Raw genomic sequence first — 13,424 nt, 5'->3', positions numbered from 1 at the left:
CGACGCCGACCGAATCACCTCGGATGCGACCCGGCTGTCTCCGTTTTTCACTCGTCGCTCACTCGAACAGCGCCGCCGCCGCGACGGGGAGCGACAGCAGCGCCGCCCCGCCGACGGCGCCCGCCCCCGCGAGGGCGAGCGACCGGACCGGCAGTTCGGCGACGGCGGCCATCGCGACCAGCGGCACCGGAACGGCGAGAACGCCGACGACGAGCGACCGGGGAGACAGCGAGAGGGCGTCACCCGCCGACCGTCCGGAGAGGGTGTCGCCGAGCCAGGCCCACGTCGCCGTGCCGCCGACCGCCGTCCCGACGGCGAGGAGCACCTCCCGTTCGACGGGGTCCGCGGCGGCGGCGGCCGCAGCGAGGACGCCGCCGACGAGAAAGCAGGCGACGACGGCGCGGTTCGAGGGGACCGACGGGCGGCGGAGGCCGGGGCCGACGCCGACGGCGGCGGCGACGAAGAGGGCGCCGACGGCGACGCCCGCGACCACGTCCGCAAGGTAGTGGACGCCGAGGACGACGCGCGAGACGGCGACGACGGCGACGACGGCGACGGCGACGCCGAGGCGAACGCGGCGGCGCCCCGCGTCCGCGAGGAGCGCCGCGCCGCCCCAGAACACCGTCGTCCCGAGGGCGTGGCCGCTGGGAAAGCCGTACCCCGTTTCGGCCGCGCCCGGCGGACGGGGGAGCGCGAAGGCCGTCTTGAGACCGAGAGTGAGTCCGACGGCGCCGAGTCCGAGGGCGAGGAGGAACGCCGCGGAGGGGCGCGCGATGCCCGCTCGGTCACCGACGACGTAGGCGAGGCAGACGGCGAACAGACAGACCCACGGGTTTCCGAGGTGGGTGAGCACGGAGAACAGCGTCACGACGGCGTCCGGCAGCGACGCCGCGGCGTCGAGTTCGCCCAGACCGCGGGCGGTAAGTGGGAGGGGAAGGAGAGCGGCGGCCGCGGCGACGGTCGGTGGTCCGGTCATCGGTCGCGGCGGGTCGGAGTCAGGACCGACGGTCGCGAATCCAGTCGACGAGGCGGCCGGGGACACCGAGCGCCCCGAGTCCGGCGCCGAACACGACGAAGATGACGTAGAGACCGAGTGTCGAGAGATACGTGACGAGCATGGCGACGACGGCGAGCAGGTCGTCTTGGATGAGGAAGAACGCCGCGATGGTCACGGCGGTGCCGTACAGCAGTACGAGGTACGGCCCCCATCCGCGCGCCTTGCCCTGGCGCATCTGGTTGCGCACGTAGCGCTTGAGTTCGGACTCCACGTCGGGGCGTTCGACCGTCCGCTCCTGTACGTCCGACTCGAACGAATCGAGGTCCGCGCGAAGTTCCTCGACGCGGTCCTCGAGTTGTTCGATGTCGGGCGCCCCGCGGGGGTCGACGTCCGCCTCGCCCGACTCGTCTACGGTTGCGTCGTCCACGCTCATCGTCCGGTCTGTCTGTCGGGCGGGGCCGTGTTGTACCTGCCGGTCCGGTGCGCCGCCGTCGCTCGGTCCGGAGGACACCCGGTCGGCGAGGACGGCGTTCACCACCGCGCCCGTGAGGACGAGAATGCCCGAGAAGTAGAACCACGTCACGAGCAGAAGGATGGCCCCGAGAGCCCCCGCGACGGACCCACTCGCGGTGGCGGCGTAGGTGCCGAAGACGACGCCGAGGACGACCCAGCCGACGGCCGCGAAGACGGTTCCGGGGAGCGCCTCGCGCGGCGAGAGGCCGGAGTCAGGGAAGACGTAGTAGAGCGGGAAGAACGCCGCGGCGAGCAGTCCGAGAAGCAGAAACGGGCTCAGGAAGTCGACGAACGGGACGTCGAGAATCGCGATGACGACGGTGAGGAGTCCGACGCCGAGGGTGCCCGCGCCGAGCGATCCGAGCGCGACGATGCCGTCTCTGAGTTGGTCGACGATGCCGCCGGCCTCGGAGCCGTAGATGCGCGAGAAGGCGATGTCCAAGCCTCTGAAGAGCTTCAACGCCCCCCACAGGGTGACGCCGAGGCTCACGACCGAGAGCGCCCCCTGTCCGGTCGGGTCGCCGAGGGCGTTCCCGACGATGTCCGAACCCGAGGGGAGGAGGTACTGCTGGGCCAGCATCATCACCTGCTGTCGGAGCGCCTCGCCGCCGACGAACGACGCGACGAGGAGGCCGAGCGTGAGGAGAGGAACGAGGGAGACGAGCGTGTAGTAGGAGATGCTCGCCGCCAGGAACGTCACCTCCCGCTCTTGGACGGTCGTGGCCACCGAGCGAATCACGGGAATAGGGTTCCGGGTCCGAACGCTCACGCTCCCCATTCGGAGGAGACGCACAAGAAGCTACTTGCCTCCGAGAGCGCTCGGACGGCGCTCTCGGCCGTCGTCGTCCGGTTTCGTGAGCGGACGGCGACTCGCCCTCCTCAACCGTCGCCGTCGGTCGTCGCCTCGCGCGCCTCCGCGATGGTCGCGTCCGTCTTAAACGCCGTCCCGGAGTAGTGCGCCCGCGTCGCCTCGTAGCCGGCGTCGCGGAGTTCGCCGAGGAACTCGTCCATCCCCGTCGCCGAGCGGTTCCACAGTTTGCACAGGCGGTGTTGGTCGTAGTGCGTCGGCGTGTCGAGTTCGCCGGCGACGGTGTCGAGCATCGACCGAGCGCGCTTCTTCTCGCCCATCTCCTCAGTCACGCGCTCGCGGACCGACTCGGCGAACGCCGGGTCGCAGATGGGGCCGAGGTAGAGCGGTCCGGCGACGAGCGTGCGCGAACTCCCGCAGGCGGGACAGGTCTCGGGCGGGTGGGCGACGAGTCCGAACTCGTGGTCGCGTTCGAGGCAGTCCTCGCAGTGGTAGACGTGGCCCAGGTCTTCGAGGAGTTCGTCCGCCTTCGTCGCCCGCGCGTCGAGTTCGAGGTACGCCCGCGCGTAGTGGCGCGTCACGTGCGAGAGAATCGGCACCGCCGCCTTGTCGTAGCGCGCGGCGGTGCGGACCATCGCCGAGAGGAGGACGCGAAGCCCCATCTCGGGGTGGTAGTCGGTGTTCTGCGGGAGCGTCGAGTACTTGCGGATGCCGGAGTTCTGGTGCGCGCCGCAGAGCGGCGCGGTGTCCGTGGCGGTGACGCAGACCAGGTCGCGCGTGTTGGCGAACGCCGCGTCCGCGAAGGGAACGGGCGTGCCGAATGGGTCCAGGTCGACGACGTCGAACACCGACTCGTGCATGAGCGCGTTGGCGTTTCTGTGAACGGCCTCGCCGTCGAGGCCGTTGCGCGCGAGGTTCTCGCTTGCGAGTTCGACCGCGTCCTCGTCCAAGTCGGCGCAGGTCACCTCGAACCCCTCGGCGGCGGCGCGAACCCCCCGAATCCCGCTCGCGGCCATCGCGTCGAGGTACGACGACGCCCGGTCGTCGCGTTCGCGGTAGGCGCGGAGCGTCGCCACCGTCACGTCGCGGTTGAGTTCCTGCGTCGGGTTGTAGAACACGTCGTCGCCGGCCCCCTCGGAGGCGCCGTCGCGGGCGCCAGGCACCTCGACCGTGAGGCCTCCCTCGCGTACGTCCATGTCCCGAGGAGCGACCCCCGCGGCGAAAAGCGATGCGATGCGAGCGCCGGGGCGGCGGCCGATGACCGTGGACGGCGGTCGGTGGTCCGGCCATCGGTGGCGTTTTGTCCGCCACGGCCCAACGTCCGGGCGTGCGAGAGGTGGGTGACGACGCCGACGGACGGGGAGAGGACGCCGCCGACAGCGACGACGACGGCGCCGACGCCGGCGACGGAGACAGAGACGGAGAAGCCGTCGGTGACTGCGCCGACGCCGAGGAGGCCGCGTCGGAAGCGGATCCGGACGCGGACTCGACCCCGACGGACGGCGAATCAGCCGCGTTCGTCGTGCCCACCGAGACGGACAGCGACCGGGGGACGGCGTGGCGGCGGACCCTCGCTCGGACCGGCGAACTCACCGCCGAGGTGGTCGACGCGCTGGTCGGCCTCCACGGGGGTCGCGGCGTGCGGGCCGTCGAGGCCGTCTCCGAGGGTCGGGTGAAGCGCTACCGCGACTTCACCGTCGTCGTCGGCTACGCCGAGGAGTACGTCATCGAGGACGGCGGTTGTACCTGCAAGGACAGTTCGTACAACCTCGACCCCACAGAGGACGACGAGCGCTGCTGGCACGTCCTCGCGGCCGCCGTCGCCGAGCGAATCGGCGAGGTCGACCACCACGACATGTGGTACTCCGACGTGCGCGAGTTCATCTGACCGGTCCCCCGACCCACGACCGCCGTCTCCGCAACGTTTTCACGACCCCTCGCCGAACTTCGGACGAGATGCCCACTATCGACGAGAAACGGGTCTACACCGACAACACCGGGACGGAGACGGTGTTCGTCGCCACCGGCGCGGGCGTCGTCGCCGTCTCCGTCTCGGACGACCTCGTGGGCGGGTTCGGCATCGCCCACCGCTGTACGGCCCGTGACGTGGCCGCCGGCGGCGGAACCCTCGCCGTCGCCACCGACGAGGACGTGTTCCGGGCGGACCTGACGGCCGCCGGGGACGACGGGGTCAACGCGGACGCGGACGGAGGCGGAACGGAGGCGGCCGAGGCCCTCGCGTTCGAGGCCGCCGGCTTCGGTCCCGCGGCCGCCGTCGGCTTCGGCGACGGGTCGCTCCTCGCGGGCGACGACGAGGGCCGCGTGGCCCGGTTCGACGGCGGAGAGAGCGGAGAGAACGGCGAGTGGACCGACCTCGGACGCGTCGGGGGCGTCCGGGCCGCCGACGGCCCCCTCGTCGCGGCCGCGGACGGCGTGTACCGAATCGGGGACGGCCTCTCGCACGTCGGATTGGACGACGCGCGCGACGTGGCCGGGAGCGAACCGCTCGCGGCGACGGGGGCCGGGCTGTACAAACTCGGAAACGGCTGGATGGACGTGCTGTCCGGCGAGTTCGACGCCGTGAGCGTCGACGGCGGACGGGCGCACGCCGCGGGCGACGGCGACCTGTACGCCCGCGGCGACGGCGGCGAGTGGTCGCGCGTCCCCCTTCCGGTGGCGGGTGACGTGGCCGCCGTGACCCACGGGAGGGACGCGACGTACGCCGTCACCGACGCCGGGACGTTCCTCGTCCGCCTGCCCGGCGAGGAGTGGCGCCACCAGATCCTCGGGTTGCGCGACGTCGCCGCCGCGGTGGCGGTCTGAGTCGAGGGAGCCCCGGCCACGGGGCGGACGCCGCGAGGCCGGCCGCTGACCCGTCCGCGCGAGACGAAAACGGGTTTAACGCGCGACGGAGAGTTGCGAGTATGATTGTACCCGGCGCATCCTCGCAGGCGCTGGCCGCCGCGGTGGCGACGGCGATGGACGAACCGCTGGCGGCCGTCGAGTACGACCGCTTTCCCGACGGCGAGACGCTCGCGGCCGTCCCAGAGTTCGACGGCGACCGCGCCGTCGTCGTGGCGGCGACGGACTCGAACGACGCGTGGGTCGAACTGCTCCAACTGCAGGACGCCGTCCGCGAGGCCGGCGCCGACGAAGTCGTGACGGTCCTCCCGTACATGGGGTACGCCAGACAGGACGCCGCGTTCGAGGACGGCCACCCCGTCTCCGCCCGCGCGATGGCGAAGGCCGTCTCGACGGGCGCCGACCGTGTGGTGCTCGTCAACCCCCACGAGCAGGCTCTCACCTCGTTCTTCGACGCACACGTCACCGTCGTCGACGCCGCCGCCCGCCTCGCCGCACCGCTCCCGGACGACCTGGAGGACCCCCTCTTTCTCTCGCCGGACGCCGGCGCCGTCGAACTCGCCCGGAGCGTCCACGAGGCGTACGGTCGCGGCGAGACGGACTACTTCGAGAAGGTCAGACATTCGGGGACGGAGGTGGAGGTGACGCCGAGCGACGCCGACGCCGCCGGCCGCGACGTGGTCATCGTCGACGACATCGTCGCCACCGGGTCGACGATGAGCGAGGCCGTCTCGCACCTCCAGTCGGACGGCGCCGCCCGCGTGTTCGCCGCCTGCGTCCACCCGCTGCTGGTCAGAAACGCCCGCACGAAACTCGAACGCGCCGGTATCGAACGCATCGTCGGCACCGACACCGTCGAACGCGACGTGAGCGCCGTCAGCGTCGCGCCGAACGTCGCCGCCGCGGTGGACGCAGTCACACAGTAGCACGGCGCACCGTCTCGTCGGAGAGAAACGTTCTTGTCTTCGACAAGGTTTCGTCGAGGTATGGCACACGGAAATCTGGACTACTCGCGACTCACCAAACTCGGAATCGGCTCCGGCCTCACACTGTTCACCATCGGCGCCGTGGGACTGCTCGTCGCCCCCGCCGTCGTCGGACCGCTCCCGGCCTGGGAGCGGACGCTGCTCCTCGACGCGGAGGCCCTCGGCGTCGTCCTCACGCTGCTGTCGCCGTTCGTCTTCGGCATATTGCTCCCGCTCATCGAGTAGAGCGGGTTGGGGACGGAGAGAGCGAAGGGCCGACGTCAGTCGGTCGTCGTGTCCGACGCCGCCGGCGACTCGACGGCCAGAGAGTCGTAGACGGCGACTTCGTGCCGCGACACCTGCACCGCCACGTCCCAGAGTTCGAGGACGACGAACCCCGAGTCCCGCGCGGAGTGCGGCCCGCAGAACAGGCGGTCAAGCGCGCCGGGGTCGACGTAGTTGTAGAGGGCGTCGGTCGAGTCGGGTTCGACGTCCACGTCCGCGGCCTCGAACGCGCGGAGGAGCGCCGTGGCCGGACTGTCGTCGGCCGCGATGCGTTCCGTGTGGAGGAGGGGACCGAACTGGTAGCGGTACATCGGAGGGGCTGGGTCGTCTGTACTGCCGGCGGAGACGGTAAAGAAAGTGGGCCAAAAACTACATACGGGCAGTTCGGCGCGCCGGTCCGCTCGGCGGACGGCCGCCCCGACGACCCGCGTCCGACCGTGCCGGGATGCCTATGACGCTCGGGCGTCCTCGATACGGTCGATGACCGACTCGGACCGACCCGACGGACCGCGCGCGTCCGGAGAGCCGTCCCTCCCGAACTCCGCGTCGGCGTTCGTCGTCGAGGAGGGCTGTTCGCGGTGTCCGGACCTCGTCGCCTGCCGGAACCGAATCTCGTGGGGGAACGGCCCGCGGGACGCCTCGGTAGTGGTGGTCGGCGAGGCGCCCGGCGCGGGGAACCCCGACGCCGAGACGTGGCGCGGGGGCAACTACACCGGGATGGCGTACACGACGCGCCACTCGGGCGGCCGCGTCCGCCGACTACTGGCCGACGCCGGCCACCCCGACGCCTACTACACGAACGCGGTGAAGTGCTTTCCGTGCGACGGTGAGGGGTCGAACCGCGAACCGACGGACGAAGAGCGGGCGAACTGCCGGCCGCACCTCGAAACCGAACTGGACGCGATAGCGCCCGAGGTGGTCGTCTCGACCGGAAAGCACGCGACGGCGACGATGCTCGCCTTCGAGGGGCGCGACGTGGACGGGTTCCTCGATTCGGTCTTGGACCCGGTTGACCTCGACGCGTTCGACGCGACGCTTTTGCCGCTCTTACATCCCTCCTATCAGGAGGTGTGGCTCTCGCGCCTCGGCTACTCGGAGTCGGAGTACGTCGACGAGATTCGAGCGCACCTGCCCTGACCCGTCCACCCGAACCTCTTTGCCGAATCCGGTCGACGGCTTCCACATGAGCGAACCCACCATCTTCGAGCAGATAGCCGCGGGCGACATCCCCGCGCGAATCGTCTACGAGACGGACTCGGTGCTCGCGTTCCTCGACGCGAACCCCCTCGCGCCGGGCCACACGCTCGTCGTCCCGAAGGAGGCGCACGAGCGACTTCGTGACCTGCCCGACGACGTGGCGACCGAACTGTGGGCCGCCGTCGACGAACTCGGGCCGCGCGTGGAGGACGCCGTCGACGCGGACGCCCTCACCGTCGGCGTCAACGACGGCGAGGCGGCCGGACAGGAGGTGCCGCACGTCCACGTCCACCTCGTGCCGCGGTTCGACGGCGACGGCGGCGGTCCCATCCACGGGGTCGTCGGGTCCCGGCCGGACCTCTCGGAGGAGGAACTGGACGACATCGCCGGGCGAATCGAGGGCTGAGCGGGGCGGGTCGACGGGGGAACGGACCGGCGGCGGGGACCGACGCTCGAACGGCGAACACGTTCTTGTCGCCGCCGCGCGAGGTGTGAGGTATGAACCGACGTAGCCGCAGCGACGACGCCGCGAGCGCCCTCCTACTGACTCTCGAACCCGAGGGGGCGCGGTCGCGATGAGCGCCGCCGACCTCCTCGTCGAGTGTCTGGAGGCCGAGGGCGTCGAGGACGTGTTCGGCGTCCCCGGCGAGGAACTCCAGGACCTGCTGTTCGCCCTCCGGGACTCCGACATCCGCTTTATTCCCGTCAGACACGAGCAGGGAGCGGCGTTCATGGCCGACGTGCACGGCCGTCTCACGGGCGAGGCGGGCGTCTGCCTGTCCACGCTCGGGCCGGGCGCGACGAACCTCCTCACGGGCGTCGCCGACGCCCACCTCGACAAGTCCCCCCTCGTCGCCATCACGGGGCAGGGCGGCCGCGAGCGACTCCACAAGGAGAGCCACCAGGCGCTGGACGTCGTCGACATGTTCGAACCGGTGGTGAAGTGGAACACGCAGATAGCCGAGGGCGAGACGGTCGCCGAGTCGGTTCGGAAGGCGTTCAAACTCGCCGAGTACGAGAAGCCCGGCGCGACGCACGTCGAGTTCCCCGAGGACGTGGCCGCCGGTTCCGTCGAGGGCGAACCCCTGCCGACGCGCGAACCCGTCCGCCGCGCCGACCCCGACGAACAGTCGCTCGAACGCGCGGCCGACCGCATCGACGAGGCGGAGAATCCCCTGGTCCTCGCGGGCAACGGCGCGGTCCGCACCCGCACGGCGGAGGGCCTCCGCGAACTCGTCGAACGCGCCGGGATGCCCGTCGTCGCCACCTACATGGGTAAGGGCGCGGTGTCGGACCGCCTCGACAACTCGCTTCTGACGCTGGACTCGGGGCCGAACGAGGAGGCGGGCGACGCCATCGAACGCGCCGACTGCGTCGTCGCCGTCGGCTACGACATCGCCGAACACGACCCGAAGTCGTGGAACCCCCACCTCGACACCGACATCGTCCACGTCGACCACGAACCCGCCGAGGTGTACGAACACTACAACCCCGACGTCGAAATCGTCGCCGACATCTCCGCAACGCTCGAAGGGTTGGCCGAGCGGTTGGAGGACGTTCCTAACACCGACTGGTGCGAGGAGTACCGCGAGACGATACTCGACCACGTCACGGAGAAACCCGACGCGGGCGACCCCCTGTCGGTGAAGGGGGCACTGCCGTTTCTCCGCGACATCCTCGCCGACGAGGACGTGCTCATCTCCGACGTGGGGAGCCACAAGATGGCCATCGCGCAGAACTATCCGACGTACGAGCCGAACACCTGCATCATCTCGAACGGTCTCGCGTCGATGGGCATCGGCGTCCCCGGCGGCGTCGCCGCGGACCTCGCGGTGGACGGAAACGTCGTCGTCGCCACCGGCGACGGCGGGTTCATGATGAACGCCGCGGAGTTGGAGACGGCCACCCGTCTCGACCTCGGGTTCACCGTCGTCGTCTTCACCGACGACGACTACGGCCTCATCTCGGAGAAGCAGGCCGAACACACCGGCGAGCACTTCGGCACCGAGTTGACCAACCCCGACTTCGAGACGTTCGCGGAGAGTTTCGGCATCGAGAGCCACCGGCCCGAGTCCTGGGAGGAGGTCGACGCGGCGCTGACGGAGGCCGTCGAGAGCGACGAGATGGCGCTGGTCGCGGTGCCGATTCCGCGGTAGTCGTCCGCCGAACGCCGGACGCGGAGCCGACACCGGTCCGGCAGAAGACATTTTTTTCGACACCGCGAATCGCGCCAGTACCGTGCCTTCTGCGTCTCTCCCAGAGCGGGTCAGCCCGTATCGGGTCGGTGCGTTCTTCCTCGCCGCGGCGCTACTCGCGACGCTGGTGCTCGTCTTCGACCGGCCGCTGACAGTCGAGTTCGTCGCGCTGGCGGCGCTCATCCTCGGGTTCGCGCTCGCGAGCGCCTTCGACGCCGTGCGGTCGCACCCGCTCTACGCCCTCGCGTCGACCGTCGAGACGGCGCTCCTGTTCGGACTGCTGTACGTCGGCGTCGGCGGTCCGTTCTTCCTCGCGCTCGCCTGTCTGGCGCTCGTCGGCGTCGCCGTCGAACTGTACAACTACCGGAACAGGACGTCGTACCTCCGGTTCGAGGCGTGAGCGCCGCGAAGGGGCGGCCGTCGCCTCACCTGACGTCGCCCAACTCGAAGCGCGCGCCGCCCGCCTCGCTCTCGGCGACGGAGACGGTCCAGCCGTGGCCGTCGGCTATCTGCTTGACGATTGCGAGGCCGAACCCGGTGCCCTCGCGGTGCGTGGTGAACCCCTGCTCGAACACCTGCTCGCGTCGCTCCGGCGGGATGCCGGGGCCGTCGTCCTCGATTGCGAAGCCGTCGTCCGTGGGAACGACGCGAACGCCGACGGCGGGGCCGACGTGTTCGAGGCTGTTCCGGAAGACGTTCTCCAGCAGTTGGGCCAGTCGGTTCGGGTCGGCGGTGACCACGCCGAGGTCGCCATCGACGGCGAGCGTCGCCTCCCCGTCGGCGCCGTCGACCGTCTCCCAGGCCCGTCGGACCGCCCCCGCGAGGTCGACGGGTTCGAGTTCCCGTATCTGCTCGTTCTCCCGCGCGAGGTACAGCAGGTCACCGACGATGCGGTCCATCCGGTCCAGTGCCGTCTCGATGCGGTCGAACTTCTCGGGGTCGCCGTCCTCCCGGACGAGTTCGAGATAGCCGTTGGCGACCGAGAGGGGGTTCCTGAGGTCGTGGCTCACCATCGAGGCGAACTCGTCCAAGCGGTCGGTCTGGCTCCGCAGTTCGCGCGTGTGCTCTCGGCGCTCCAGTTCGTAGGCGACCCACCGCGCCATCAGTTCCACGATGGCCTGCTCGCCGTCGGAGAACGGTTCGGAACGCGGGTCGGTCCCCGCGAAACAGAACGTCCCGTACAGGTCGTCGGCGGTGACGACCCGCGCGCCGATGTAACAGCCGAGGTCGAACGCCTCGTAGGCCGGGTCCTCCCCCCAGCCCTCCGCCTCCGCGTCCCGCACCGCGACGAGTCCCTCGTCGCCGACGACCTTCCGGCAGTACGCCCGCGAGAGCGGGGCCGACTCGCCGGGACTGAGCGACTCGTGGTCGCCGACGGCGTGGACGATGGTCTGCGTCCCGTCTTCGATGCGCGTCAGAAAGCCGTAGGGTACGTCCAGATACTCCGTCCCCAGTTCGAGCAGGCGCCGCACCTTCTCCTCGAAGGCGGCCTCCCGGTCGGCGGTGACGCGATACATCCGCTCTAAGGCGTCGTGCTCGGCCTGTCGCCGCTGCATCAGTCGGACGCGGTCGGTCACGTCCCGCAGCACCGAGAGATGCTCGCCGGGGACGACGTCTCGCGTCGCCGCGTACTCGACGATTCGCCGCTCGCCGTCGGGTCTGCGGAGCGAGAAGATCCCCCTCTCTTCGCCCGCCGACAGGAACTCCGACCACGCGTCGTCCGTCTCGTAGCTCTCGTCCGCGAAGTCGTCGATGCGCATGCCGAGCAGTTCCTCCCGGGGGACGCCGAACAGGTCGCAGGCGCTCCGGTTGGCGTCGACGTACGTGCCGTCATTGTCGGCGACGACGATGGCGTCCATCGCCCCGGCGAAGGCGGCAGCGTAGCGCGTCCGTTCGTCCTCTCGCGTCTCCCGTTCGGAGACGTCGCGGACGACGGAGACGATGCCGTCCGCACCGTCCCACGTGATGGCCCGCGCGGTCACCTCGACGGCGAGCGTCTCCCCGTCGAGCGTCTGTCGGGTTCGGCGGGCCCGGGTCATCCGTTCGTCGCCGCTCCGAATCCGCGAGATGTCTCTCTCGGCCGTCGCTCTACTGTCCGGGGGAACTAGTTCCTCGGCGGACCGTCCCAGCAGGTCGGTCGCGTCGTCGGCCTCGTGCAGTTCGACCGCGGCGGAGTTGGCGAAGACGATACGTCCGTCGACGGTTACGAGGATGGCGTCCGGCGAACTGTCGAGAATCGCTTCCGCCTGCGCGTGGGGTATCGCCTCCCCGCCGTTCTCCCGGTGGGAGTCGACGGCGTCGCGGATACCGTCGGCGAGCGTCCGGTACGAGTCCGCGCCGTCCATGCGCACGTAATCGGTGACGCCGGCCGAGATGGCCTCGCTCGCCACGTCCTCGTCCCCGTCGGCGGTGAAGAGAACGAACGGGAGTGAGGGACGGTCGTCCCGGACCGCTTCGAGGAACGCCAGTCCGTCCGTGCCCGACTCGTCGTGGGCGCTGACGACGCAGTCGAACGCGCCGCCGGTCAGGGCGTCCAGTCCCTCCGGGACGTCGGTCGCGACGGTGACGGAGAAGCGGTCGTCGGCGCGTTCGAGCGAGGAAGCGGTGCGCTCGGCGGAGTGGGGGTCGTCGTCGACGCAGAGAATCGAGATACCATCCGCACCGCGAGTCATGTTGTTTTAGGAGAGGGTCAGCGCTGTTAAGTGTTTTGAGCCGTCGGATTCCCGACGTCGCGGGAGCCGCGGAACATAACCGTGGTGGATACATTCTCCACAACCGGACGTTTTAGGAGGGGGAGGCGACCATCGAACGCATGCACGATGTAGAGAGTGCGGGCGGAGCGGGTGACGGTGACCGGACGGGCGACGCGAACGTCGGAGCGCTCGTCGGCGCCGTCGGCGGCGCGGGGACGACGCGGTGCACGCTGGAGGCCGCCGCGGCCCTCGCCGCGGACGGCGCGGACGTGGGCGTGTTCGACGCCGCGTACGCGACGCAGGGGCTCGCGGACCACCTCAACGGCCGCATCGAACCCGACCTGACGGCGCTCGTGACCGACGCGGCCGACGCGCCCCTGTCGGACGCGCTGACGGCGCTCGACTGCGACACTCCCGGCCGCGTCTCCGTCTGCCCGGCGTTCGCCCCCCTCGAACGGTTCGCGCGGGCGAAGGCGCCGGACGCCGCGCGGCGGTTCGAGGCGCGGTTGGACCGGGCGAGCGAGCGGTTCGACCACGTGCTGGTCGACGTGCCGCCGGTCGCCGCCAATCAGGCCATCGCGGCGGTGAACGCGGCCGACCGAGTGGTCCTCGTCGCGCCGGGGACGACGCGCGGGGCGGACGCCGTCCAGCGGATGCGGACGCGGCTCGAACATGTGGGGAGCGGAGCCGACTTCGTCGTCGCGACGCGCGGGACGTTCGAGGCGGCCGACTGCGAGGTGCCCGCCTCGGAGGTGACCGACCCCGCGTCGGTGCCCTCGTGTCTCGACGAGGGCGGGGCGTTCGCCGAGGGCGTCGCGCGCCTCGCGGCGGGCGCGACGGGCCGCGACGTGAGCGAGGCCGTGGGAAGCGGCGGCCTCCTCGCGGGCGTCGAACGGTACGTGAAGTGAG

14 protein-coding genes are annotated in these 13,424 nt (G+C 70.7%); 9 read left to right on the top strand and 5 right to left on the bottom strand.

Annotated elements, in window-relative coordinates:
- Positions 1 to 58: 58 nt before the first annotated feature.
- The 3 genes from NDI76_RS01855 to NDI76_RS01845 form a co-directional block, all read right to left on the bottom strand.
- Entirely contained in the window at positions 59 to 976 is a 918-nt protein-coding gene (locus NDI76_RS01855) for a phosphatase PAP2 family protein (RefSeq protein WP_310922283.1), read from the bottom strand.
- A 19-nt stretch (positions 977 to 995) separates the two neighbouring features.
- Positions 996 to 2,279, bottom strand: a complete 1,284-nt coding sequence (locus tag NDI76_RS01850; protein ID WP_425498312.1) for a YihY/virulence factor BrkB family protein — start codon at positions 2,277 to 2,279, stop codon at positions 996 to 998.
- Positions 2,280 to 2,389: 110 nt separating this feature from the next.
- Positions 2,390 to 3,514, bottom strand: coding sequence for a tRNA (guanine(26)-N(2))-dimethyltransferase (locus tag NDI76_RS01845; RefSeq protein WP_310922282.1), 1,125 nt, complete (start codon positions 3,512 to 3,514; stop codon positions 2,390 to 2,392).
- 326 nt (positions 3,515 to 3,840) lie between these two features.
- Between NDI76_RS01845 and NDI76_RS01840 the strand changes: the two genes are divergently transcribed.
- The 4 genes from NDI76_RS01840 to NDI76_RS01825 all read left to right on the top strand — a co-directional run bounded on the left by NDI76_RS01840 (position 3,841) and on the right by NDI76_RS01825 (position 6,391).
- Positions 3,841 to 4,206 (top strand): hypothetical protein, encoded by a 366-nt coding sequence (locus NDI76_RS01840; protein ID WP_310923850.1) that lies wholly within the window; start codon positions 3,841 to 3,843, stop codon positions 4,204 to 4,206.
- A 68-nt stretch (positions 4,207 to 4,274) separates the two neighbouring features.
- The gene (locus NDI76_RS01835; RefSeq protein WP_310922280.1) at positions 4,275 to 5,141 is read left to right on the top strand and encodes an HVO_0234 family beta-propeller protein; all 867 of its coding nucleotides are present in this window, start codon (positions 4,275 to 4,277) and stop codon (positions 5,139 to 5,141) included.
- 101 nt (positions 5,142 to 5,242) lie between these two features.
- Complete coding sequence (locus NDI76_RS01830; protein WP_310922279.1) at positions 5,243 to 6,106, top strand: ribose-phosphate diphosphokinase; 864 nt, start codon at positions 5,243 to 5,245, stop codon at positions 6,104 to 6,106.
- 60 nt (positions 6,107 to 6,166) lie between these two features.
- Positions 6,167 to 6,391, top strand: coding sequence for a DUF7860 family protein (locus NDI76_RS01825; protein ID WP_310922278.1), 225 nt, complete (start codon positions 6,167 to 6,169; stop codon positions 6,389 to 6,391).
- A 35-nt stretch (positions 6,392 to 6,426) separates the two neighbouring features.
- Here the strand turns inward: NDI76_RS01825 and NDI76_RS01820 are convergent, their stop codons facing one another.
- The gene (locus tag NDI76_RS01820; RefSeq protein ID WP_310922277.1) at positions 6,427 to 6,741 is read right to left on the bottom strand and encodes a HalOD1 output domain-containing protein; all 315 of its coding nucleotides are present in this window, start codon (positions 6,739 to 6,741) and stop codon (positions 6,427 to 6,429) included.
- A gap of 169 nt (positions 6,742 to 6,910) precedes the next feature.
- On the opposite strand from NDI76_RS01820, the gene NDI76_RS01815 reads away from it, so the two are divergent.
- The 4 genes from NDI76_RS01815 (at position 6,911) to NDI76_RS01800 (ending at position 10,222) form a co-directional block, all read left to right on the top strand.
- The gene (locus tag NDI76_RS01815; protein WP_310922276.1) at positions 6,911 to 7,567 is read left to right on the top strand and encodes a uracil-DNA glycosylase; all 657 of its coding nucleotides are present in this window, start codon (positions 6,911 to 6,913) and stop codon (positions 7,565 to 7,567) included.
- A 46-nt stretch (positions 7,568 to 7,613) separates the two neighbouring features.
- Positions 7,614 to 8,033: an HIT family protein gene (locus NDI76_RS01810; RefSeq protein ID WP_310922275.1), complete on the top strand. Its 420-nt coding sequence runs from the start codon at positions 7,614 to 7,616 to the stop codon at positions 8,031 to 8,033.
- 169 nt (positions 8,034 to 8,202) lie between these two features.
- Entirely contained in the window at positions 8,203 to 9,783 is a 1,581-nt protein-coding gene (locus tag NDI76_RS01805) for an acetolactate synthase large subunit (RefSeq protein ID WP_310922274.1), read from the top strand.
- A gap of 82 nt (positions 9,784 to 9,865) precedes the next feature.
- Positions 9,866 to 10,222: a DUF8064 family membrane protein gene (locus NDI76_RS01800; protein ID WP_310922273.1), complete on the top strand. Its 357-nt coding sequence runs from the start codon at positions 9,866 to 9,868 to the stop codon at positions 10,220 to 10,222.
- A gap of 25 nt (positions 10,223 to 10,247) precedes the next feature.
- On the opposite strand, the gene NDI76_RS01795 is transcribed toward NDI76_RS01800, so the two are convergent.
- Complete coding sequence (locus NDI76_RS01795) at positions 10,248 to 12,494, bottom strand: PAS domain S-box protein (RefSeq protein WP_310922272.1); 2,247 nt, start codon at positions 12,492 to 12,494, stop codon at positions 10,248 to 10,250.
- Positions 12,495 to 12,634: 140 nt separating this feature from the next.
- Here NDI76_RS01795 and NDI76_RS01790 point away from each other — a divergent pair, with 140 nt between their 5' ends.
- The gene (locus NDI76_RS01790; RefSeq protein ID WP_310922271.1) at positions 12,635 to 13,423 is read left to right on the top strand and encodes a P-loop NTPase family protein; all 789 of its coding nucleotides are present in this window, start codon (positions 12,635 to 12,637) and stop codon (positions 13,421 to 13,423) included.
- Position 13,424: the final 1 nt, after the last annotated feature.

The organism is Halogeometricum sp. S1BR25-6, assembly GCF_031624495.1.
In the GTDB taxonomy this organism is placed as follows: domain Archaea; phylum Halobacteriota; class Halobacteria; order Halobacteriales; family Haloferacaceae; genus Halogeometricum; species Halogeometricum salsisoli.
The sequence above is the reverse complement of the archived record's forward strand: the minus strand, read 5'-3'. Positions and strand labels throughout refer to the sequence as shown.

Excerpts from the sequence above, each read along its gene's own strand:
- NDI76_RS01835 (WP_310922280.1), top strand. The coding sequence starts at position 4,275 with ATGCCCACTATCGACGAGAAACGGGTCTACACCGACAACACCGGGACG.
- NDI76_RS01805 (WP_310922274.1), top strand. The coding sequence starts at position 8,203 with ATGAGCGCCGCCGACCTCCTCGTCGAGTGTCTGGAGGCCGAGGGCGTC.
- NDI76_RS01815 (WP_310922276.1), top strand. The coding sequence starts at position 6,911 with ATGACCGACTCGGACCGACCCGACGGACCGCGCGCGTCCGGAGAGCCG.
- NDI76_RS01810 (WP_310922275.1), top strand. The coding sequence starts at position 7,614 with ATGAGCGAACCCACCATCTTCGAGCAGATAGCCGCGGGCGACATCCCC.
- NDI76_RS01820 (WP_310922277.1), bottom strand. The coding sequence starts at position 6,741 with ATGTACCGCTACCAGTTCGGTCCCCTCCTCCACACGGAACGCATCGCG.
- NDI76_RS01845 (WP_310922282.1), bottom strand. The coding sequence starts at position 3,514 with ATGGACGTACGCGAGGGAGGCCTCACGGTCGAGGTGCCTGGCGCCCGC.
- NDI76_RS01855 (WP_310922283.1), bottom strand. The coding sequence starts at position 976 with ATGACCGGACCACCGACCGTCGCCGCGGCCGCCGCTCTCCTTCCCCTC.
- NDI76_RS01830 (WP_310922279.1), top strand. The coding sequence starts at position 5,243 with ATGATTGTACCCGGCGCATCCTCGCAGGCGCTGGCCGCCGCGGTGGCG.
- NDI76_RS01795 (WP_310922272.1), bottom strand. The coding sequence starts at position 12,494 with ATGACTCGCGGTGCGGATGGTATCTCGATTCTCTGCGTCGACGACGAC.
- NDI76_RS01825 (WP_310922278.1), top strand. The coding sequence starts at position 6,167 with ATGGCACACGGAAATCTGGACTACTCGCGACTCACCAAACTCGGAATC.
- NDI76_RS01790 (WP_310922271.1), top strand. The coding sequence starts at position 12,635 with ATGCACGATGTAGAGAGTGCGGGCGGAGCGGGTGACGGTGACCGGACG.